The 20,926-nt window shown below is 35.2% G+C and carries 20 protein-coding genes; 13 read left to right on the top strand and 7 right to left on the bottom strand.

The window, feature by feature from the left end:
* The first annotated feature begins 31 nt into the window (after window positions 1-31).
* Window positions 32-736, top strand: coding sequence for a TIGR04283 family arsenosugar biosynthesis glycosyltransferase (locus YQ22_RS05750; RefSeq protein ID WP_071340409.1), 705 nt, complete (start codon window positions 32-34; stop codon window positions 734-736).
* A gap of 160 nt (window positions 737-896) precedes the next feature.
* Entirely contained in the window at window positions 897-2,456 is a 1,560-nt protein-coding gene (locus tag YQ22_RS05755) for a Kelch repeat-containing protein (protein WP_071340410.1), read from the top strand.
* Between the two features lie 103 nt (window positions 2,457-2,559).
* Here the strand turns inward: YQ22_RS05755 and YQ22_RS05760 are convergent, their stop codons facing one another.
* The 4 genes from YQ22_RS05760 to YQ22_RS05775 form a co-directional block, all read right to left on the bottom strand.
* Window positions 2,560-3,561, bottom strand: a complete 1,002-nt coding sequence (locus YQ22_RS05760; protein WP_232231322.1) for an N-acetylmuramoyl-L-alanine amidase family protein — start codon at window positions 3,559-3,561, stop codon at window positions 2,560-2,562.
* Window positions 3,562-3,660: 99 nt separating this feature from the next.
* Entirely contained in the window at window positions 3,661-4,917 is a 1,257-nt protein-coding gene (locus YQ22_RS05765; RefSeq protein ID WP_071342517.1) for an outer membrane protein assembly factor, read from the bottom strand.
* 176 nt (window positions 4,918-5,093) lie between these two features.
* On the bottom strand, window positions 5,094-5,969 hold the full coding sequence (locus tag YQ22_RS05770; protein WP_071340411.1) for a hypothetical protein: 876 nt from the start codon (window positions 5,967-5,969) through the stop codon (window positions 5,094-5,096).
* Window positions 5,970-5,998: 29 nt separating this feature from the next.
* Window positions 5,999-6,715: a DUF547 domain-containing protein gene (locus tag YQ22_RS05775; protein WP_071340412.1), complete on the bottom strand. Its 717-nt coding sequence runs from the start codon at window positions 6,713-6,715 to the stop codon at window positions 5,999-6,001.
* A 278-nt stretch (window positions 6,716-6,993) separates the two neighbouring features.
* Here YQ22_RS05775 and YQ22_RS05780 point away from each other — a divergent pair, with 278 nt between their 5' ends.
* The 7 genes from YQ22_RS05780 (at window position 6,994) to YQ22_RS05810 (ending at window position 15,850) form a co-directional block, all read left to right on the top strand.
* Window positions 6,994-8,340 carry an NAD(P)/FAD-dependent oxidoreductase gene (locus tag YQ22_RS05780; RefSeq protein ID WP_071340413.1) on the top strand — a complete coding sequence of 449 codons (1,347 nt, stop codon included), beginning with the start codon at window positions 6,994-6,996 and terminating at the stop codon, window positions 8,338-8,340.
* A 30-nt stretch (window positions 8,341-8,370) separates the two neighbouring features.
* A complete protein-coding gene (locus tag YQ22_RS05785) occupies window positions 8,371-9,954 on the top strand; it encodes a 4Fe-4S binding protein (protein ID WP_071340414.1) in 1,584 nt (527 codons plus the stop codon).
* A 124-nt stretch (window positions 9,955-10,078) separates the two neighbouring features.
* Complete coding sequence (locus tag YQ22_RS05790) at window positions 10,079-12,484, top strand: alpha-L-rhamnosidase-related protein (RefSeq protein ID WP_083414202.1); 2,406 nt, start codon at window positions 10,079-10,081, stop codon at window positions 12,482-12,484.
* Between the two features lie 48 nt (window positions 12,485-12,532).
* Window positions 12,533-13,024: a toxin-antitoxin system YwqK family antitoxin gene (locus YQ22_RS05795; RefSeq protein WP_071340416.1), complete on the top strand. Its 492-nt coding sequence runs from the start codon at window positions 12,533-12,535 to the stop codon at window positions 13,022-13,024.
* Window positions 13,024-13,713: a glycosyltransferase family 2 protein gene (locus YQ22_RS05800; RefSeq protein ID WP_071340417.1), complete on the top strand. Its 690-nt coding sequence runs from the start codon at window positions 13,024-13,026 to the stop codon at window positions 13,711-13,713. The genes YQ22_RS05795 and YQ22_RS05800 overlap by 1 nt, the downstream gene beginning before the upstream one ends.
* A 1-nt stretch (window position 13,714) precedes the next feature.
* Window positions 13,715-15,199: a cellulose synthase family protein gene (locus YQ22_RS05805; RefSeq protein ID WP_058105027.1), complete on the top strand. Its 1,485-nt coding sequence runs from the start codon at window positions 13,715-13,717 to the stop codon at window positions 15,197-15,199.
* Between the two features lie 189 nt (window positions 15,200-15,388).
* Window positions 15,389-15,850: a RidA family protein gene (locus YQ22_RS05810; protein ID WP_071340418.1), complete on the top strand. Its 462-nt coding sequence runs from the start codon at window positions 15,389-15,391 to the stop codon at window positions 15,848-15,850.
* Between the two features lie 31 nt (window positions 15,851-15,881).
* Here the strand turns inward: YQ22_RS05810 and YQ22_RS05815 are convergent, their stop codons facing one another.
* On the bottom strand, window positions 15,882-16,553 hold the full coding sequence (locus YQ22_RS05815) for a class I SAM-dependent methyltransferase (RefSeq protein WP_071340419.1): 672 nt from the start codon (window positions 16,551-16,553) through the stop codon (window positions 15,882-15,884).
* 166 nt (window positions 16,554-16,719) lie between these two features.
* The gene (locus YQ22_RS05820; RefSeq protein ID WP_071340420.1) at window positions 16,720-17,346 is read right to left on the bottom strand and encodes a LysE family translocator; all 627 of its coding nucleotides are present in this window, start codon (window positions 17,344-17,346) and stop codon (window positions 16,720-16,722) included.
* Window positions 17,347-17,445: 99 nt separating this feature from the next.
* Here YQ22_RS05820 and YQ22_RS05825 point away from each other — a divergent pair, with 99 nt between their 5' ends.
* Complete coding sequence (locus tag YQ22_RS05825) at window positions 17,446-18,324, top strand: LysR substrate-binding domain-containing protein (RefSeq protein ID WP_058105023.1); 879 nt, start codon at window positions 17,446-17,448, stop codon at window positions 18,322-18,324.
* Between the two features lie 9 nt (window positions 18,325-18,333).
* On the opposite strand, the gene YQ22_RS05830 is transcribed toward YQ22_RS05825, so the two are convergent.
* Window positions 18,334-18,582 carry a DUF983 domain-containing protein gene (locus YQ22_RS05830; RefSeq protein ID WP_232231326.1) on the bottom strand — a complete coding sequence of 83 codons (249 nt, stop codon included), beginning with the start codon at window positions 18,580-18,582 and terminating at the stop codon, window positions 18,334-18,336.
* A gap of 193 nt (window positions 18,583-18,775) precedes the next feature.
* Between YQ22_RS05830 and YQ22_RS05835 the strand changes: the two genes are divergently transcribed.
* From YQ22_RS05835 to speB, 3 genes are read left to right on the top strand one after another with little or no spacing between them, the layout of a single operon-like run.
* The gene (locus tag YQ22_RS05835; RefSeq protein WP_071340422.1) at window positions 18,776-19,651 is read left to right on the top strand and encodes a helix-turn-helix domain-containing protein; all 876 of its coding nucleotides are present in this window, start codon (window positions 18,776-18,778) and stop codon (window positions 19,649-19,651) included.
* Between the two features lie 19 nt (window positions 19,652-19,670).
* On the top strand, window positions 19,671-20,048 hold the full coding sequence (locus tag YQ22_RS05840) for a nuclear transport factor 2 family protein (RefSeq protein WP_071342518.1): 378 nt from the start codon (window positions 19,671-19,673) through the stop codon (window positions 20,046-20,048).
* 19 nt (window positions 20,049-20,067) lie between these two features.
* Complete coding sequence (speB, locus tag YQ22_RS05845; protein WP_071340423.1) at window positions 20,068-20,850, top strand: agmatinase; 783 nt, start codon at window positions 20,068-20,070, stop codon at window positions 20,848-20,850.
* The last annotated feature ends 76 nt before the right edge of the window (window positions 20,851-20,926 follow it).

The following is a 20,926-nucleotide window of genomic DNA, read 5'->3' on the forward strand; positions in this document are numbered from 1 at the left end:
TTGACTACCATAAGTTAGCAAGTATTGATTTATGAGTACCCCACAGCCAACCATTAGCATTATTATACCAGTATTAAATGAAGAAAAGTACATTAAAGATGTGCTTTTCTCCATTTCTGCCAATGCACGAACCAAGTGCATTAAAGAAATATTAGTCATTGATGGCGGTAGCACGGACCAAACAATTACTAATGCTGAAGCATACGGAGCCACAGTATTAAAAAGCAAAAAAGGGCGTGCTGCACAAATGAACTTTGGTGCTACAAATGCCAACGGTGAAATTCTCTATTTTTTACATGTTGATACTTTACCCCCAGAGGGTTTTGACAAAGAGATCATTCAAGAATTCAAAAAAGGATTTGAAGTAGGATGCTTTCAAATGCGCTTTAACAGCAACAGTAGGTTTTTAAAATTCTTTTCTTGGTGCACCCGTATAAACCACCACATTTGTAGAGGTGGTGATCAATCACTTTTCATTACCCGTAAACTTTTTCACCATCTGGATGGTTTTAATGAAAGCTATATTGTGTATGAAGACAATGAATTTATTCAGAGAGTCTATAAACTAAAACCATTTAAGGTAATTTCTTCTGCTGTAACCACTTCTGCCAGAAGGTACGAAGAACGCGGCATGATTAGACTACAGTATCATTTTGGCATGATCCACTTAAAATATCGTTTAGGCGCAAATCCAAAAGACCTATACCAATATTACCTAAAACATATAGCCGCTTAAATTATTGGCGCCTTTTTATTTCTTCACATTTAAAAAAAATTTACGACACCTATTAGTTACTATAAGTAGGTCTAAGTTTTAAAATTACCCAATAACGGGTATTGTTCTCCGGTATCTACAATTTTACATTTATAAATGTTAATTTAAAACTATACCAAAAATGAAAACCAACGTATTAAAGCACTTTTTCTTTACTGTATTAACTCTTTTTATTATCAGTTGTGATAAAGACGAAACCGAGGTAACCGAAAATGAACAACAAGAACAAGAACAGATTGAAGAGCCAGAAGAGGAAGTTACAGACCCCACAGTTGTTTTAGCCGAAGAAAGGGAAACTGTCATAAACTCCCTTACAAATGGAAATCAACAAACATGGAAAATTACTGAAGCTATTTTGACCAATAATTCAGGGACTTTTAATATTTCAAATAATTTTAATGTTATTGACGACGAGCTTATTTTCATCAATGAAGTATTTGCAGGTTCTAAAACAGACTTTAACGGTACATTAGAATGGAGACCTGGAAATTTCATTGAAACCGAGGCTACAACAATAGAGGAAACCTTGGTAGATTATTATGAATCTCCTTTTAAAACATCTTTTGATTTTGTTAGTGAAAGTAGCGCTAACTTGGAAAGCCCTGGTTTTACATTTACCTATGTAGACGAAAATACAATTACAGGAACCGTTTTAGGCGAAGGTTCATCAACTATTGATATTATACTTAGCCCAAAAACAGTGGAGGACTATGTACAAGTACCTACCGAAACATTATCTTTTTCACCTGCCTTCACCTATCCATCAAATGCAGTTAGCGGGATGTCCCCAGGAATGACAGGATCAAATAGCAGCAATAGTATCTATATTGTAACCAGGGAAGATGGCATGAGAGGTTCAGAATCCATGAATCCAGAACGTGTCTCAAAATTCGATCTTGAAAACGGCAACCTCACTGATCAATTATTTTTTCAAGGAGATTTTGTTTCAAAACAACTTCATATTATAGACAATAAACTAAAAGTAGTTGGCGGGCAATATATAAATACATATGATTTAGGCTTACAGACAAATCCTACCAGTGCTTCTTATGAAGGTCAGATTGCATTATCTAGACATGGGTCTGCCGTAATAAACGACGAAATTTTTATCGTAGGCGGATCTCTTGGCGACACACAAAATGTTGGTAATGAAATTTATAAATGGGATGATCTTAATTCATCACTTTCTCTTGAAACTACCATGCCAGAAATTAGAAGTGGCGCCCGCGCAGAAACCGTCCAAAGCAAACTATATGTTTTTGGCGGTACAGAAGAGTTCGTTGGTCAAAATGCAAAAAATACTATTTATATCTATGATTTTGAAACAGGGGATTTGAGCACTGAAACCATGCCATCATCTGTCCATTTTACCTACACCGGTAAACATGAAAACTTAATAATTGTGGGAGGACAAATTAAAACATTTACAGATGATGCCGATGCAGATGGTAACCCTGACGGATTTTTAACTCAGGTTGACAATGATCCTTATTTAGGGGTGTACAATACATTAAACAATGAATTCACTGAATTGAGCACTAACCTAACAAGTTCTGAAAATGAAACCATTCATTCTATGACCGTAATCAATGGAAAAATATATATTCTATACGGTCAACAAGAAGAAGTGGCAGAAGGAGAATTTCAAAATTGGGATGTTTTAGTAGCAGATTTAAACTAGATATCTACTGATTTAATTGCAATCTTATATATTAACCTTTACGGACATAACAACCGTAAAGGTTTTTTTTATAGCAGAACAATTTAGACAGTTAGTAGTAGTTCTATTCCCCTTCATAATCCAGCAACACCCCTTCACTGATCCATTTTGCCAATGCCTGCCTATTATCTGGATCCACGATCCTTACTTGATCTTTGGCATTTCTAATATTACCAATTTCAATAAAGGTCATAGCAGGGTGAGTCTTTTTTACCAAATAAAGAGAGGTTCTATCCTCAAAAGTACCAGAGTAGGTTCGGTTTGGTTGGTATTTCTTATACTTGGCTTCAAAGGTCTTATGAATACTTTGCGCCAACCTTTTACCATTTTTACTATGCTCATGGTGATAAAAAAACACATCTATGTTCTGCCCCTCACTTCTACTATCTACATGTGTAACTATCAATCTTTGATAGTTGCCTTTATTAGATTTATATAAATCATTTACAATTTCTACACGCTGCTTTAATCTCGCAACTTGATTTAAAGGTATTGTTTTGTCTAAATAAGCCACCTCATCATGGTCGATCTCTAAAATAAAATCATCTCTAATACCGTCATTGGGATCTTGTATAATAATATAGACTTTTGCACCATGGGAAAGCAATTCTTTTGCCAAACGCAAGGTTATGTCATATGCGTATTCATCTTCTGCAATGGCCTTACCGGCATATATGCCCATTGCCCCGGGATCAGGACCGCCATGACCGCTCACCAAATAATATATAGTACCTTTTAGTCGCTCACTTTTCTCAATGACATTTTTATGTTTCTCACCAAATATATCGTAAGAAACACTTTCCAATTCCTTAATTTCCTTAGACTGTATCTGCAGGGAATCTACAATTGCCACAGTATCTAATTTTACAGCTGGCATAATGTATGTTCTACCCGCAATAAGATGTACACTATCGCGTAAATTATCATTGTTCAACAACACAAATTCATCGAACACTTCATAGGGGTCAACACCTTGCTTTCTTAACAGTGACAATATACCGTCACCAGGTTCTGCAACAATAGTTTTTAATGAATCTTGCCCAAAGCAAAAAACACTTAAAAACATACATACTACTATGGTAAAATTATTGTAATTCATCTTGGTACCAAAAGCAAGGTCTATGCCATAATTTGCGGAAGACCTCTCATAAAGACACAAAGATTGCTAAAAATATTGACCAATACCAAAGACAATACCATTGTCTCCGTCTTTTGTGATTCCGTAGCCGTAATCTATTCTAAATATTGCATTGAAAATGCGCTTGTGCATAAACCTGAGCCCTACACCTGGGTAAATTCTAAGGTTTTCACTTTTCCATAAGTCATCAAACCCACCAGCCGGGTTTCTCCATGTTCCACCATCAATAAAGAAATTTCCTTGTAGCACAAATTTATTTTTTTCGATGATGGTTTGCCTGTATTCCGTATTCAGCACAATCATAGCGGTACCCCTATCTATAGTGTTGCCTACACCTCTTATATTTAAGTTATTATCTACGGTAAAAGGAGCGAACGGACTGTCCACGTTACTTGCCAAACCTAAACGCAATCTATTGGCCCAATTTCCCCGATCTCCAATTCTTTTAAAAAAGGTGAAATCGTTAAAACCAATTAAAAACTCAGGTAAATTATCATCGGTACTACCTACATACTGAAAATTAAGTTGACTTCTAAATCCGTCTAAATAATGATAGTAATAGTCCAACCCGTTATAATCATAAATAAATTTGAACAAATGCTTATCAACATTTAAGTTCAATGGAACATCTGCACTGGTAGCACCGTCAACATATGCATAATCCTCAGTAAAAAAACTGAAACCAAATTCCATTCTGTTGAATAAATTGAACTCATACAACGCCAACAGCTCAAATCCTGTATTACTATACCTATAATCTGCGGTATCGTTTTCAAAAAACACCGGCTCTAGTGTTGTAAAATTATTATAGTTCAATGCTAGACCCAGCTTACTGGTAACCAAGTAAGGCGCCCTTACACTTACCCCAAAAGAACTATAATTATCATACTGATAAAACGCTCCTAAAGTAATATTTTGCCCAAAGGAATTAAATTCTTGCAGCCCTACCCTAAATGCGAAATTATCATTGGAAGAACTAAACAGATTGGCAAATGGTATTAAAGTAAAATTTTCCTCTACAACATATTGCACAATACATTGGTCACTAGGCAATAAATTCACCTTATAATATGCGTGAGAAATTGAGGGCAGCTTTTTTAAACGGAGAATATCTTGATCCATTACTACAGAATCCAACTCCATACCTTTCTGTAAGGTAACCAGCTTTTCAATAAAAGAAATCTTAGTCCGCTTTGTACCTGAAATCTGCAGTTGACTTACCACATTGGTTTGCCCATACGCAGATGAGCATACTAAAAACAGTACTGCAACAACCAACAGCATACCTTTACATTTTGAGGTATTTAAGTCATAAACCATAAGGACATTTCATCTTGACTCTCAATATAAAACAAATTAAGTACGGAATCAATTTTAGTTAAAAACAACATGACTTAAACCAAAAAAGAGTCTAATTGCCTTACAACAATAGACTCTTTTAAGAAACACTCAAATAAAAATTAAAAAATACCTCTTAACCCTAGATTAAATGTTTGTCCTAAACCGGTATTACTACCGCGTACAAAATTAGTATACAGCAATTCTAGGTTCAAGGCACTTGTCAACTGATATTTTGCACCACCACCAATGGCAGTGAAATCTTGTGCAAAATTGTTACCTAAATCCAATCGTTGAGAATGTTGCGCCAAAGCTAAAACTGTGAATTTACTCGAAGGAAAATAGCTCAAGAACAAACCTGGGGTTAGGTTTAAACTATTATTGGCAAAGCTCTCTTCTTTATCACCAAAACTCAACTCTGAGTTTATTTCACTAAAAAGTTGCCATTTGTCTCCCGGAAAAGTATAGTCATAGAAAAATCTATTCTGCCATATGTAACCTTTTTGATCTAGGAAAACCCCGTTTTCAGTTTCATTATCCACTAACGGAATAAAGAAAGAACTCTGTATGGAAAAATTACTTACCGATGCTATTGGCACAAACTTTACAGATGGTGCAATGGAGGTAAGTCCAGATCTAGCCGTGTTATTTTCGCCATCAAACTTAAAAACATCAGTAGCACCTCTATCACCGATCACGTTAGATCTAAATTCTAAAATAGCACCTATATTCCATCGTTTATTGGTTCCTACACCTGTATATCCTTCTAACGTAGAGGTAAAAAAGGTTTGTCTAGGTTCAGTACCGTCTGTAAAAGTACTTTTGGTCTGTGTGTATAAATTGTTGAACCATTTTACATCATACTGACCCTTACCTACCAATTTTGAAGGTGTATACTGTTGAATATTACTTTTCTGCTGCAAACTATCTTGGGCAAAGCCCGATATTATTGAACAAAAGAAAACTATTGAAAATATCGTTTTTGTTGAAACTCTCATCTTTGGTTTTTTTTAAAATTCTAAATTGATTATTTGGTTTCGTTCAAAGACCAGTCATAAGGATAGTAAGACACCTTTGCCTTTTCTGGTAATTGTTCTTTTCTGTAGGTATTAATAAAATCTACGGTGCTTCCTTTTTGTTCAAAATCTCCCTTATACCACTCGAATAATTGTGAAATTTGCACCTTATTCTTATTCACTTTTATAAAATTGGGGTTGTTCAATGCCAAAATCGTTTGTTTTTGTAATTGACTGTTCAATGTAGCCGGTTTATATGCCGTATTTATAATAGGAGGACAACCCAAACCTGCACATACCAATACAAAATGAAATCTTGCTTCAGAAGGAAATTCCGCTCTCAGCAAATTATTCTCTATACCGTTCAAGGTTATGGATTTACCGCCAACTTCATGTTTAGTTTTATCAAAAAATCCAGGAACATCCAATGGTGACTTTAATGGGTAATTGTTTACAATACCGTCTATGACCAATAAATTATAAGCATTGATCCAGAAGGCTTGGTATTGTGTAGCATCAGATTTAGAAACCGAAATACCCTTTGCTATTTCCAAAACGGCATTTAAACTTTTTCGGTCATTTTTAATTGCGGCATACTTCACTTTGCCGTTCACTACATTGGCTTTAAAAAAGCTATCGCTTTTACTAAAAAAAGTAGTTAAATCTTGTGCCGTTATACTGTTTACAACAAAAAGGATAAACAAAAAAGGTATAATAGTTTTTTTCATGGTAATCTTAATTTAAAATTGCTTTTGAGATTGTTTAAGTCGGTCATTTTTTAAAAACCATACAAACAAAAAAATATTTTTCAACGATTTTTTCAATACTTACGTCTCAATTAATCACTGATTTTCTGGATGTTACAAAGACGTTTTAATTTCATTAAAACGCAAACTACGATTAAAAGTATCACAGAGTTATAACAAGTTTATAATCTTTCTAAATTAAAATGTAGCTGTTAAGTTATTACCTTTAATACCGACACAACCACCAACAAAATCATTTTATGGATCATATTGTAATTATAGGTAATGGCATTTCTGGGGTCACTTTAGCTAGACATATTCGTAAACTATCGGACAAAAGAATTACTATTATTTCTGCAGAAAGCGATTATTTCTTTTCGCGAACAGCCCTAATGTATGTTTACATGGGCCACATGAAATTTGAACATACCCAACCTTATGAGAACTGGTTCTGGAAAAAGAACAGAATTGATCTTATGAACGGTTTTGTTGAAAAAGTAGACACCGATTCTAAAAAATTACTTTTAAAAGGAGGTTCTACTGTTTCTTATAACAAATTGGTAATTGCAAGCGGCTCAAAACCCAACAAGTTTGGCTGGCCCGGTCAAGATTTAAAAGGTGTACAAGGACTGTATTCCAAACAAGATCTTGAAATGCTAGAAAAAAATGCCCCTAACAACAAGGTGTGTAATAGAGCGGTAATTGTTGGTGGCGGACTTATAGGTATAGAAATGGCAGAAATGTTGCGTTCTAGAGAAATACCGGTCACTTTTTTAGTTCGTGAAAAAAGTTTTTGGAACGGTGTGCTACCCGCAGGAGAATCCGCAATGATCAATGAACACATAATAGAGCACCATATAGATTTACAGTTAGACACTAATCTTGAAAAAATTATTGCCGATGATAACGGTCATGCCAAAGCTGTTGTTACAGATAAAGGTGAAACCATTGAATGTAACGTTGTTGGCCTAACTGCCGGTGTTGCCCCTAATATAGATTTTCTAAAAGATTCTGGCATAGAAATAGGTAGAGGTGTTAAAGTAAATAGATTTTTAGAAACCAACATAAAAGACGTGTACGCCATTGGTGATTGTGCAGAGCAACATGAAGGCATAGGTAGCAGAAGACCTATAGAGGCCGTATGGTATACTGGTAGAATGATGGGCGAAACCCTAGCACAGACTATTTGTGGAAACCCAAGAAAGTATAATCCCGGTCACTGGTTCAACTCTGCTAAATTTTTAGATGTGGAGTACCAAACTTACGGATGGGTGTTTAGTGAACGAGGCAAAAAAGAAACTGAACAGCATTTTCATTGGAGACACCCCGAAGAAAAAATATGTATTACCGTAGCGTTCGACAAAGACACTAATCAATTTTTAGGTATCAACACTTTTGGCATACGCATGAGACATGAGATCTTTGACCAATGGTTAACGGAGAACAAAGATATTGATCATGTAATGACATACTTAAAAGATGCCAACTTTGATCCGGAATTCTACAAACTACACGAGGACGCAATTGTTGCCAAATACAATAGCGATTACAACAAGAACATTAATCCGAAGAAAAAAAGTTGGAAACGAATTTTCAGCATCGCCTAACTCAATTATTAAAATAAAAACACACCTACCATGGGTAATTTAAATAGAAGTATGTCACTTGCGGGAGAACCCCCAAAAGCTTTGAACACTGGCCAAAAATTGGCAGTAATAACAGGTATGACCGGTATGGGCATTCTTATTTTACAATTGTTCAATTTAAATTTAGGTAATAGTGCACTATGGCTTTCAATAGCTATTCTTGCCATTTTTGCCGGAATCATTTGGTTTTCACAAGCTGCATATGCACATAAACATAAAGGGATAAAAAATGATGGGGTTTGGTTTAAATCAATGTCCAGCCGAGGTGTACTAGCCTGGATGGCAGGTATCGCCTTAACAGGATTTTACATTGTTCTTTACTTTTATCCGCAATATTTAGGGCTAGTAAAAGATGGTGACAACACTGGTTTAATTGCATTATTTGACCCGTTGAGCAAAGCTTTAAGTGGCAACCCAGCCAGCCAATGGTTTGTTTATGGTACGCTATACACCGTAGCTATTTTAGCTTTTGGAGCTAAATTTATTTGGAAATACCGTCATAATAAATACGAACAATTAAGAACGGTAAGTGTTATGTTCTTTCAAACGGCATTTGCATTCTTTATCCCAGAAATTATGGCAAGGTTAAACGGTGATTTACCCTATTATGACCTTAAGAATATGTGGCCCTTAAATTATTATAATTTTGAGCGCTACCGTATTAATGGCTTTATAGATTCTGGCAGTGTAGGTATGACTATGTTTTTCTTTGGGATCATATCCATATTTGTTATATCTCCTTTCTTGACCTATAAATATGGTAAACGTTGGTACTGCTCTTGGGTTTGTGGTTGTGGTGGCCTGGCAGAAACTGCTGGAGATTCTTTTCGCCAATTAAGTGATAAATCTAAATTCGCCTGGAAAGTTGAGCGCTGGGTAGTACACAGTGTAGTAGTATTCGTAACCTTAATGACTACTGCGGTAATCTACTCTTATTTAGGTAACGACACCAGTAAATACTGGCTAACAAAAACCATGTTTATTTCTGGCGTTGCCATTATTTTAACCGCTGTATTTGCGTGGGTAATGATTTACAAAAGAGACGAACTTGAGAAAGATGCCAAATATGGCGCTATTGGATATTTTACCATAATAGCGGTATTAATAGGCATGCACTTTTTTAGTGGCTCTGGAAACATATTCATTTTTAAAGCAGAGACCCTACGTTCTACCTATAGCTTTTTGATCGGTAGTATTTTCTCCGGGGTAATAGGAACAGGTTTCTACCCCATTTTAGGAAACCGTGTATGGTGTAGATTTGGATGCCCAATGGCCGCAATATTAGGATTTCAGCAACGTATGTTCTCTAAATTTAGAATTACTACCAATGGTGGTCAATGTATCTCTTGCGGTAACTGTTCTACCTACTGTGAAATGGGTATAGATGTACGTGCTTACGCTCAAAAAGGCGCAAACATTGTAAGATCTAGTTGTGTTGGCTGTGGTATCTGTTCCGCTGTTTGCCCTAGAGGTGTATTAAAATTAGAGAACGGACCAGAAAAAGGACGTATAGACTCTAAAGAAGTTTTGTTGGGCAATGATGTTGATTTAATGGATCTTGTAAACAAAAACTAGTGGTATTCAGTAGGGTCATTGAGAAAGTGCCCAAAGTTATCATCTAGGAAAAAGAACATGAAAGATTGGTTTTAGCTAATCTTTCATGACCTTTACAACGTAATAACCACCATAGAAATTAAAAATGAATCGCTTTCTTTTTATCATAATTCTCCTCTCTTTGCATTTGCAGGGGCAAAAAGAAATCAATTATCCTGAGGTAATTTATGGTAAGGAAAATATAAGCGCCAGCTGGGTTAGCCACCCAGATATTAAAGGAGGAGAGGACACTGCAGTGTTATTTAGAAACACTTTCAATATCACCGATTCCAAAGAGGATTTCATCATTAATATTTCTGCAGACAATCATTACTTTCTATATGTAAATGGGCATTTTATTACCCACGGTCCGCAATTAAGCGACATTGAGCACTATAAATTTGAAACCTTAAACTTAAAAGACTATCTAAACAAGGGCAAAAACGTTATCGCCGTTAAGGTCATCAATTTTGGAAAAAGGAGATTCTTAGGCATGCAGTCCATATTTACTAGTGTTATGGTAAATGGCATTACCAACAATGCAAAGATTATCAATACCACTGGAAACAATGATAATTGGCTAAGCACTATAGACCAATCATATAAAGCCAATGAAGTGGTTTGGAGAGGTAATGGAGAAAAGGCGATCGTTGGCGGATTCTATGCAAACAACCCAACCGATATTGTTGATATGAACCACTACCCAACAAATTGGGAAACGTTGGATTATGATGATTCCAGGTGGAAAAAGGTTGATTTTTTTGAGAATGCAAGTAGCATGGGCGGTTCCATTGCCTATTTGTTAGAACCTCGTAATTTGCCTTTGCTTTCGTGGGATGAAGAACGTGTAGGTAGTATTGTAAGGTCAAGTAACCCTATTGACACCGCTTTCCCAAAATCAGGTGAACTTATAGTTGCTCCAAACAAGAATATTACTTTTTTAATCGATCGGCAATATGTTACCAACGGTTTTCCTGAACTGATTTTTAGCAAAGGAAAATCAGCCAAAATCACTATTAAATATGCCGAGAATCTTTTTGGTGAAAACAATGAAAAAGGTGATCGAAACAATATTGAAAACAAACAGCTTTTAGGGTATTACGATGAAGTTATTTCTAACGGTAATGTGGCTCAAAAATTTATTCCTAATTGGATGCGCACTTTTCGTTTTATAGCATTTGAAATAGCTACCAAAGACCAAGAACTTATTTTAGAAAAATTTGTAAATCATAGATCACGAACAACCATACCATCCATCGCAAAGTTTACATCTGACAATACCTTGTACAATGATATTTTTGATATCTGCAAACGCACTATAGATATCTGCACACAAGATTATTTTTTGAGCGATGCCTATTATGAGACCATGCAATATGTTGGCGATACCAAAATACAGGCTTTAATTTGGCAGGCATTGAGCGGTAATACGGCACATACCAAAAATGCCATTCGCCAATTTGATCATTCCAGGGATTCTGATGGCAATATATTGGGCGCCTATCCTCTGCGCTCCACATTTATTTACCCTACCTATTCTTTGGTGTGGGTAGATATGATTGCCGATTATTATAAAACCTCTGGTGACAAAGCATTTATACATACTTACAAAGACGGCATCACCAATACTTTAGCTGGTTTTGAAAAGAACATGAATGAGCTTAATTTGGTAAACAAAACTCCCTATCGCTATTTCGTTGATTGGTATACAGGACCCAATAATGGCAGTGGTACGGCAACAAAAAATGATGGTCTTAATTCTGCCGTTGTCAGCCTACATTATGTTCATGCACTACAGAACGCCGCACTACTTTTTAAAGAAATAGGAGATGATCATGCCTATAACAGCTATAAAAATAGAGCGCAAGAAATTATAGCATCGGTCAACGAACATTGTTACGATGCCAAAAGAAAGCTCTTTGCCGAAAGACCAGACAAGACCATTTATGATCAACATACCAATATCATGGCCATATTGACCAATGCTATACCATTGTCAGAGCAAAAGGATTTATTGTCGAAAATTTTAACCGAAAAAGATTTATTACAGGCTACCTATTACTATCGCTTTTATCTTTTTGAAGCGATAAAAAAAGTAGGTGCACCAGAGCTATTCGACCTTGCACAAAAGCCTTGGAAAAAAATGATCGACGATCATATGACCACTACCCTAGAACGTTTTGAAAGTACAGAAAAACCAACACGTTCAGAGGTTCATCCGTGGAGTGCATCACCAGCCTATTTTTATTTTAATTATTTGGCGGGCATCCGGTCCGTAAAAAATGATTTTGAAGAAGTTGAGATCGTTCCTGCTTTTGGTGAGCTAAATGAAATTAAAGGTTTACTCCCCACATCAAAAGGGAATATTGAATTTGAACTAGAAAAAAATAAAGAAACGTTATCCGCTGTAATAACCATTCCTAACAATATGATCGGAAATCTGGTTTGGGGCGGCAAAAATATTGCACTAAACAAGGGAAAAAACCACTACACCATACAAAGGGACAAATAGCAAGTAAAATTGCATACCGTATGAAACCAATGAATTAAATGAAATAATATGAAGCTATTAAAACCCACATACGCCGTATTGATCTGTTTAGGATTGTTAGCTTTTATAAAGCCCGAAGACAAACATTATAAGCGTAACTTTTATGATGACGGCACCATAGAAAGTGAAGGATGGATGCGGTATAATACAAGAACAGATTACTGGACTTTTTACCACCCTAACGGAAACAAATCTCAACAAGGATTTTATTCTTACGGTAAAAAAGACAAATATTGGTTTTTCTTTGATGAACACAGAGTTAGAACTAAAGAAGGACGGTTTAAAGATAATAGTGAAATTGGTTGGTGGCTCTTTTACGACCCACAAGGGCGTATTAACCATAAATGTCAATTAACAAATGGAATAAAGGACGGATATTGTTTAAAATATAAAGATGCAAAACTCATATCTGCCGAAAAATATAGTAAAGGAGAAAAAATTAAAGAATGGACATCTTTTAGGGCCTTTACACATGAAAATAGTTTATCTGATTTAAAATAATGACAGACATAAAGGTAATTATACCAGCTTTTAACGAAGCAGATTCTATAGCACATGTCATCAACGAACTGCCCAAAACGGTATCTGAAATAATCGTTGTAAACAATAACTCTACAGATGACACAGTAAAAAATGCAAAAGCCGCGGGTGCAACGGTACTCACAGAAAACAAAAAAGGCTATGGCTATGCATGCTTGCACGGGTTAGATTATGTGGCAAAAAAATCTAAACAACCAGATATTATCGTATTTATTGATGGAGACTATTCTGATTATCCGGAAGAGCTGGATAAGGTAGTTGCCCCAATTTTGGAAAATGACATTGATTTTGTAGTAGGTGCCAGAGAAAAAAGTTTAAGAGAAGAGGGTTCCATGACCCCACAACAGGTTTTTGGCAACTGGTTGGCCACATTTTTAATGCGTTTGTTTTTTGGCGCAAAATTTACGGATTTAGGTCCATTTAGGGCAATTAAATACGAAAAGCTCAAAGAATTGAACATGGAAGACAAAACTTATGGGTGGACAGTTGAAATGCAACTAAAAGTTCTTAAGAAAAAAATGACATATGCCGAAGTACCAGTACGTTACAAACGAAGAATTGGTATCTCAAAAGTATCAGGAACCGTAAAAGGTAGTATATTTGCTGGCATAAAAATTTTGGGGTGGATCTTCAAATACAGTATTAAATAATATGGAACTAGCTTTAGCATATTTCATCATCGTAATTTATAGTATTTCTTTACTATTAATTTTCTTTTACAGCTTGGCACAGCTAAATCTGTTGATCAATTATTTATCACAAAAGAGACAGAACCAAACGGCACCAAAATTTAACCTGTTAGACCCAAAAGAAATTCCGTTCGTAACCATACAACTTCCGGTCTTTAACGAAGAGTATGTAATGGACAGGCTTTTAGAGAACATCGCAAAAATTGAATACCCAAAAAGTAAATTGGAAATTCAGGTTTTAGATGATTCTACGGATGATACCGTAATAGCTACCGCTGCAAGCATAGCTAAATTACAGGAGACCGGTCTAGACATACAACATATTACAAGAACAGACCGATCTGGTTTTAAGGCAGGTGCCTTAAAAGAAGGATTAAAAATAGCTAAAGGTGAATTCATCGCTATTTTTGATGCAGACTTTTTACCGGCTGCAGACTGGCTTAAAAAAACCGTTATCTATTTTAAAGATGAAGAAATAGGTGTTGTGCAGACCCGTTGGGGCCACCTAAACCGAGACTATTCCACTTTAACTAAAATACAGGCGTTTGCTCTTGATGCCCATTTCACATTAGAGCAGGTAGGGCGTAACAGTAAAGGTCACTTCATCAACTTTAACGGTACCGCAGGTATTTGGCGTAAAGAGTGTATTCTTGATGCCGGTAACTGGGAAGGAGATACCCTCACAGAAGATTTGGACCTAAGCTACCGCGCACAGTTAAAAAACTGGAAATTTAAGTATTTAGAAGATGTAGAAACCCCGGCAGAACTACCTGTAGTTATCAGTGCCGCTCGTTCACAACAATTTCGTTGGAACAAAGGTGGGGCAGAGAACTTTAGAAAAACGGTTTGGAGCGTTATTACCGCAAAGAACATTCCATTTAAAACCAAGTTCCATGGTGTTATGCACTTGTTGAACAGTTCCATGTTCTTATGTGTGTTTTTGGTAGCTATATTAAGCATACCATCGCTTTATATTAAAAATACCTATGGTCATTTGGATTGGGTATTCTCTTTGTTAAGCTTGTTCACGATAAGCACCATTATATTGTTTGTCTGTTATTGGTTTACCTACAAGAGTATACAAGGTAGCGGCTTTGATAATTTTGTAGATTATATACGAATTTTCTTTACTTTTTTCTCGGTTGCGCTTGGGTTCTCTTTACATAACACCATTGCCGTACTTGAAGGTCATATGGGTAAAAGAAGTGAATTTGTACGTACTCCAAAATTCAACATTAGCTCATTAAAGCAAAGTTGGAAGGGAAACAAATACCTAGCTAAAAAATTATCGCCCAATATGATATTGGAATTTGCATTAATGCTCTACTTCATGTTTGGTATGTACAGCGCCATACCATTAAATGATTTTGGACTGTTTCCATTCCATTTTATGTTATTTCTAGGGTTTGGGTTTGTATTCTTTAAATCTTTGACTTCAAGGGCTTAAAAACACTATAATTGCAATATTTTAAAAAGATAACTCAACTGGGTTATCTTTTTTTATTTTCAAGACATCCTAATGTAACCTGAACGCCAGAAAGACCATTTACACATTTATTTTTTCTGCAATAAAGGGTAAAAAAGATTTTCACTTTATATTGTGATCAATATAGAGAATAGCATCAAAATTTAAAACATGGATCCTAAAGAAAATCTCAAAAATCTAGGACTTGAACTTCCTACAATATCAACACCAGGTGGCAATTATGTTTCTGTAAATATTAGAGATAACATAGCTTACATCGCCATTCAATTTCCTATTTTAAATGAAAAGTTCTTATACCAAGGTAGATTAGGGAATGAAATTTCAACAGAACAAGGGTATAAAGCTATGGAACTATGCGCCTTAAATGTATTGGCTCAAGTAGAAAGTAAAATTGGTTTTCATAAAATTATAGGTTTAAATCTTTTTGACGCCTACTTTCAGTCAGCAGAAAACTGGGACGAATCGCCAAATGTTGTCAATGGAGCATCTAATTTGTTCGTAAAGGTTTTAAATGAAAAAGGTCAACACTCAAGAGCAATATTTGGAGTACATAAATTACCCAGAAATTTCTGCGTTGGACTAACAGCTACCTTTACCATTAAAACCGAATAAAGACCATGGAGCATAGCGTGATAAAAATACATTAACTCAACTTATACGCTGTGGTTACAATGACACCGTGTTGATCAACAACCCTTAACAGCTCTTTTGACTTCACTGTTTTTAAGTTAAAAGGTGACTTTTGTAACTTTATACCGCTTTTCATTTTAAGCCTTGTACCTTGACCCGAAATAATGTCTATGTTGGCAACAAACTTTTTGTTTGGCAAGTGCTCCGTAACAATAACATAGGTGTACTGCATTAACTTACGAGTAATCTGAAGAACTTCGGCATTAGATAAATGTTGTAGTACTTGTCTTAAGATAGCACAATCTGCAACAGGAAGGTCATCTACTGCAATATCCAAACATTGAAACTCTACGTTCTTTGATTTAAACTTTTTCTTGTTGTACGTAATTAATTCCGGTACTATATCAACGGCAACATAATTCTTGGTATAACTTACCAGTTCTTTACCTATATTAAAATCTCCACATCCTAAATCACACACGGAAATAGGGTTTTCAAATGAAGTTAAAAAAGTAGTTAATGTCTCTATATAAGGTTTTACAATTTCCGGCTTATGAGAACCTTCACCCGAATAAAAATCTTCAGTACCACTACCCCACAGATTCATTTCATACACTTGTTGCATAGCCTTTTTGGTTGGCCAAGGAATCTTATTTGGTTTAATACCCTTTTTATCAGTATTCATAAGCAACAGTGCAAAATTTCGACTTCAAAATAAGGTATAAAAATTTAAAAATCACCACCTAACCTGAGAACATAAAATTAGTTTGAGTACAAATTCCCCTATTCATGGCTTTCAGCAGGTAGTTACCACAAACTATCAGTGGTGATTATTTAATACTTATAATCGTTTATTTAAAGAAGGCTATTTTAATACCCATTGAAATAAATGCCAAGCCTCCTATTTTATTTAACAGTTTACTTGAACTAGGGTTTTCTTTGATCTGGTTAGAAAAAACACTTGCGAACAAGGTTAAAATAATATACCAAACCACCCCTATAAACGCATAAGTTACACCTAACATTACATACGGCATTGGGTTATGTATTTGGTTGGCGGATATAAACTGCGGAAAAAAAGCAACAAAGAATAATGCAACTTTAGGATTTAATGAATTAGTCAAAAATCCTGACCAAAAATCACTTTTCACCTTTTGACCATTAGTTGACAATTGCTCTAAACCATCAAAATCGGTTCTTTTTCTATAAGTTGCCACCCCTAAATAAATAAGGTATGCAGCACCTAAATATTTAACTGCGGCAAAGGCAAAAGCTGATTTGGCCAATAATACGGATACTCCCATTGCCGCACACATAGTATGCGTCAATATACCCACATTTACTCCTAATGCCGCTTGTATTCCAGATTTTCTTCCTCGTCCCAAAGACTTGTTCAGTACAAAAAAAGTGTCTAAACCAGGTGTCATTATAAACAATAATGCCGATACCATAAAGGTTACAAAGTTTTCTATACCCATAGCTCTATAATTTTAAAAATCCACAAGGCAAAGAAATGACTCTAAAGGTTTATGAAAAATACATATTTGTAGCTTTTTAATGCATAAATTGCATTAATTATGACTACACAGCAAATAAAATATTTTTTAAGCCTTGCCACGGAACTTCATTTTTGGAAAGCTGCAGAAAAATTGTTCATATCTCAATCTACCTTAAGTAGACAAATTCAATCATTGGAAGAAGAAATTGGTTATCAACTATTTAAACGAGATAAACGCAATGTAAAACTCACCGATGCGGGTATTTTCCTAAAGGACAAATGGGCTACTACCATCAATGACCTTGATCATTTTCAAAAACAGGCAAAGAAGATAGACCAAGGCACTTCTGGCCATATTTCCCTTTCTTACCCAGGTTCAATTGCCTTTAGTTATCTACCGCTTTTCTTAAGTAAAATCAACGCTAGCATACCAGATTTAAAACTAGAATTAACTGAGCCTATAGATGAAAACCATGAAAAATTGCTACTTAATTATGATACCGATATTGCTTTTAATAGAGATGCTATAAATAACACTCATATAATGTCGTATAAATTACATACTGAACCTATCTGCCTTGTGGTTTCTGAGAAACATTGGTTGACCAATACAACCTTAAAGGATTTAAAGGTGTTGCAAGATGAAAAATTCATTATTTCTGGCTTGCATAGAAACACTTACTTTCCTTCACTATTAAGAAGTCTTTTTCAAAAAAACGGTTTTGAGCCAAAAACTGTTATTGAATCTGATTTTGGAGGTATGATCATTAATCTTGTAGCACAAGGCCTAGGCATATCTATACTACCGTTATCCTATAAATTCTCAAATGCAATTGGCGTTAGGTTTATAGAGCTAGATGAAACTATTAGCTTATTTATGAACTGGAGAAAAAATGATCCTAATAGAATAACAGAAAGAGTAGTTAAACTTGCCAAAGAAATGACAAACCCTACTTAAATCAATATTTTAAAGTTTGTAGAATAAATGGATCCAAATAGATCTTGATAGCCTAAAATTAAAAGTGCTCATCAATATAGTTACCAAAGCAATAATAGCAAATACCCGCAACGGAGACAGATCTACAAAATACCAAAACAACACAAGGCTTATTATCATTTGTGCCACAGCCAAGGCATAACTAACGAACATAGCTCCAAAAAAGAAGCCCGTTTCTTTTTCAAATTTAAAATTGCATTCAGAACACCTTTCATTCATTGTCGGCATTTTAAACAAAAAAACATTTCCTTGCCCACTAAAGACCTTACCCTCATTACAATTAGGACATTTGCATTTTACAACATTCAACACTTTACTCATGACCCCATTTTTATACTGCAAAATTAAGACATAAAATAAAGGTATCAGTCGTATTATAAGCGCATATATTTGTATTTTTAAGACATTTTATATGAAAATACCCGTTTTACATATTAGTCAGTTTTTAAAAAACAAGCCGTTACACAGTCTTTATGTAAACTCTTTTGCAGACCATATTCAAATCAATAAGAATCTTATAAATAAACCTCATAGCCATAATTTTTACTTGTGCGTTATTTTTACCAAAGGCACCGGCACACATGAAATAGATTTTGACACCTACCCAATAGAACCTGGAAAGGTCTTCTTCTTAAAACCTGGGCAAACTCATTTTTGGAAATTTGAATCGCAACCAGAAGGTTATATTTTCTTTCACTCTCAAGAATTCTATGAATTAAAATTTTTGGATCATTCCCTAAATTCTTTTCCTTTTTTTTATTCCAACCAAAACCCGCCTTTGCTTCAATTATCTAAAGAGAAACTGATACACCTAACCACTGTTTTTCAAGAACTTTTTACAGAGTACAGAGAAGAAAATTTACTAAGAGAAGCTAAAATCATTAGTCTTATACACTATATATACATAGAACTAACGCGTGCATATACTGCCGACACTATTATAGAAAAATTAGGATCTAACAGCTATGCGAATATACTTGAACGGCTGGAAAAATTAATTAACGCACACTTTTACACCGAAAAATTACCTAAATTCTATGCTGAAAAACTAAGTATTACAACCAAACACTTAAACAGAGTGGTTCAAAAGACCATCAGCAAAACTACAACTACCTTGATTTCTGAGCGTATCATGTTAGAAGCTAAACGTTTGATCGTTCATTCTAATGACAACCTAGCCAATGTTGCAGACACCTTGGGGTATTCTGACTATGCCTATTTTTCAAAATTCTTTAAAACAAATACAGGGATGACCCCAATGGAATTCAGAAAAATATATTTTCATTAAACCACTACAAGATATCATGATGAATTTAGAGACAAACAAAAGGAACGCCATCGCTTTTTACAGAACGGCATATTTAGGAAACCCAAAACTGGCCATAGAAATGTATGTTGGCAAAGAATACATTCAGCATAATCCCGCAGTTGCCAATGGTACGCAAGGTTTTATAGATTATTTTGAACGCATGCAAAAAGAATACCCTGAAAAATCTATTGAATTTGTACGTTGCATTGCAGAAGGAGATTTGGTTGCATTACACACGCACCAGGTATGGCCAGGAAATGACCAATATGTTACAATGGATTTTTTCAGGTTTGATACAAATGGAAAAATATGCGAACATTGGGATGCTATACAGCAAATACCAGAGAAATCTGAAAATCCAAATACTATGTATTAACCCATCAACTTAAAGTATTATGAATAAAATTAATATTCAAGGCATTAATTGGGATGCAAAATCATCTTTTCAAAGAGGTCCTGCAAAAGCACCTGCCCTAATCAGAAAAGCATTGTACAGTGATTCTATGAACTTATGTACGGAGCTTGGAACAACAATAGAAAATGACCTAATAACGGATAATGGTGATTTCAATATTGAAGACTATTTTGATATCGCCACTATTACCCAAAAGAATATTGAAAACGGTGAAAAGTTACTGACCTTGGGTGGCGACCACTCCATAACTTTCCCGATTATTAAAGCGTTTCATGACCATTATCCAAAACTTGACATTCTACATATTGATGCCCATGCAGATCTATACCATGACTATGAAGGCGATCCTTACTCCCACGCTTGCCCATTTGCAAGAATTATGGAAAACGGTTATGCCGTAAAGTTAGTTCAAGTAGGTATTCGTACCTTAAATCCACATCAAGCTTCACAAGCAAAAAAGTTCGATGTTGACATTCATGAAATGCGAAACTTGGACTTAACTGCAATACCCAATTTTAAAAATCCCTTGTACATTTCTTTAGATATGGATGGTTTTGACCCTGCCTTTGCACCAGGGGTTTCCCATCATGAACCGGGCGGACTCTCTTCTCGTCAAGTTATAGATTTAATTCAGGGTATAGACGCCCAAATTGTGGGTGCAGATATTGTGGAATACAATCCTGATCGAGATTTTAATGATATGACCGCATATTTGGCAGCTAAAATGATGAAAGAGCTTTTAGGAAAATTGATGGTCCATTAAATTAAAAATAAATAAAAAACCATTAAATTGACCTGTTACTAAATTGAAAACCCCTAATGCCAACTAGCTTTAAAAA

It is taken from the genome of Maribacter sp. 1_2014MBL_MicDiv (assembly GCF_001865655.1).
GTDB lineage: Bacteria > Bacteroidota > Bacteroidia > Flavobacteriales > Flavobacteriaceae > Maribacter > Maribacter dokdonensis.

Excerpts from the sequence above, each read along its gene's own strand:
- YQ22_RS05750 (WP_071340409.1), top strand. The coding sequence starts at position 32 with ATGAGTACCCCACAGCCAACCATTAGCATTATTATACCAGTATTAAAT.
- YQ22_RS05755 (WP_071340410.1), top strand. The coding sequence starts at position 897 with ATGAAAACCAACGTATTAAAGCACTTTTTCTTTACTGTATTAACTCTT.
- YQ22_RS05760 (WP_232231322.1), bottom strand. The coding sequence starts at position 3,561 with ATGTTTTTAAGTGTTTTTTGCTTTGGGCAAGATTCATTAAAAACTATT.
- YQ22_RS05765 (WP_071342517.1), bottom strand. The coding sequence starts at position 4,917 with ATGCTGTTGGTTGTTGCAGTACTGTTTTTAGTATGCTCATCTGCGTAT.
- YQ22_RS05770 (WP_071340411.1), bottom strand. The coding sequence starts at position 5,969 with ATGAGAGTTTCAACAAAAACGATATTTTCAATAGTTTTCTTTTGTTCA.
- YQ22_RS05775 (WP_071340412.1), bottom strand. The coding sequence starts at position 6,715 with ATGAAAAAAACTATTATACCTTTTTTGTTTATCCTTTTTGTTGTAAAC.
- YQ22_RS05780 (WP_071340413.1), top strand. The coding sequence starts at position 6,994 with ATGGATCATATTGTAATTATAGGTAATGGCATTTCTGGGGTCACTTTA.
- YQ22_RS05785 (WP_071340414.1), top strand. The coding sequence starts at position 8,371 with ATGGGTAATTTAAATAGAAGTATGTCACTTGCGGGAGAACCCCCAAAA.
- YQ22_RS05790 (WP_083414202.1), top strand. The coding sequence starts at position 10,079 with ATGAATCGCTTTCTTTTTATCATAATTCTCCTCTCTTTGCATTTGCAG.
- YQ22_RS05795 (WP_071340416.1), top strand. The coding sequence starts at position 12,533 with ATGAAGCTATTAAAACCCACATACGCCGTATTGATCTGTTTAGGATTG.
- YQ22_RS05800 (WP_071340417.1), top strand. The coding sequence starts at position 13,024 with ATGACAGACATAAAGGTAATTATACCAGCTTTTAACGAAGCAGATTCT.
- YQ22_RS05805 (WP_058105027.1), top strand. The coding sequence starts at position 13,715 with ATGGAACTAGCTTTAGCATATTTCATCATCGTAATTTATAGTATTTCT.
- YQ22_RS05810 (WP_071340418.1), top strand. The coding sequence starts at position 15,389 with ATGGATCCTAAAGAAAATCTCAAAAATCTAGGACTTGAACTTCCTACA.
- YQ22_RS05815 (WP_071340419.1), bottom strand. The coding sequence starts at position 16,553 with ATGAATACTGATAAAAAGGGTATTAAACCAAATAAGATTCCTTGGCCA.
- YQ22_RS05820 (WP_071340420.1), bottom strand. The coding sequence starts at position 17,346 with ATGGGTATAGAAAACTTTGTAACCTTTATGGTATCGGCATTATTGTTT.
- YQ22_RS05825 (WP_058105023.1), top strand. The coding sequence starts at position 17,446 with ATGACTACACAGCAAATAAAATATTTTTTAAGCCTTGCCACGGAACTT.
- YQ22_RS05830 (WP_232231326.1), bottom strand. The coding sequence starts at position 18,582 with ATGAATGAAAGGTGTTCTGAATGCAATTTTAAATTTGAAAAAGAAACG.
- YQ22_RS05835 (WP_071340422.1), top strand. The coding sequence starts at position 18,776 with ATGAAAATACCCGTTTTACATATTAGTCAGTTTTTAAAAAACAAGCCG.
- YQ22_RS05840 (WP_071342518.1), top strand. The coding sequence starts at position 19,671 with ATGAATTTAGAGACAAACAAAAGGAACGCCATCGCTTTTTACAGAACG.
- speB (WP_071340423.1), top strand. The coding sequence starts at position 20,068 with ATGAATAAAATTAATATTCAAGGCATTAATTGGGATGCAAAATCATCT.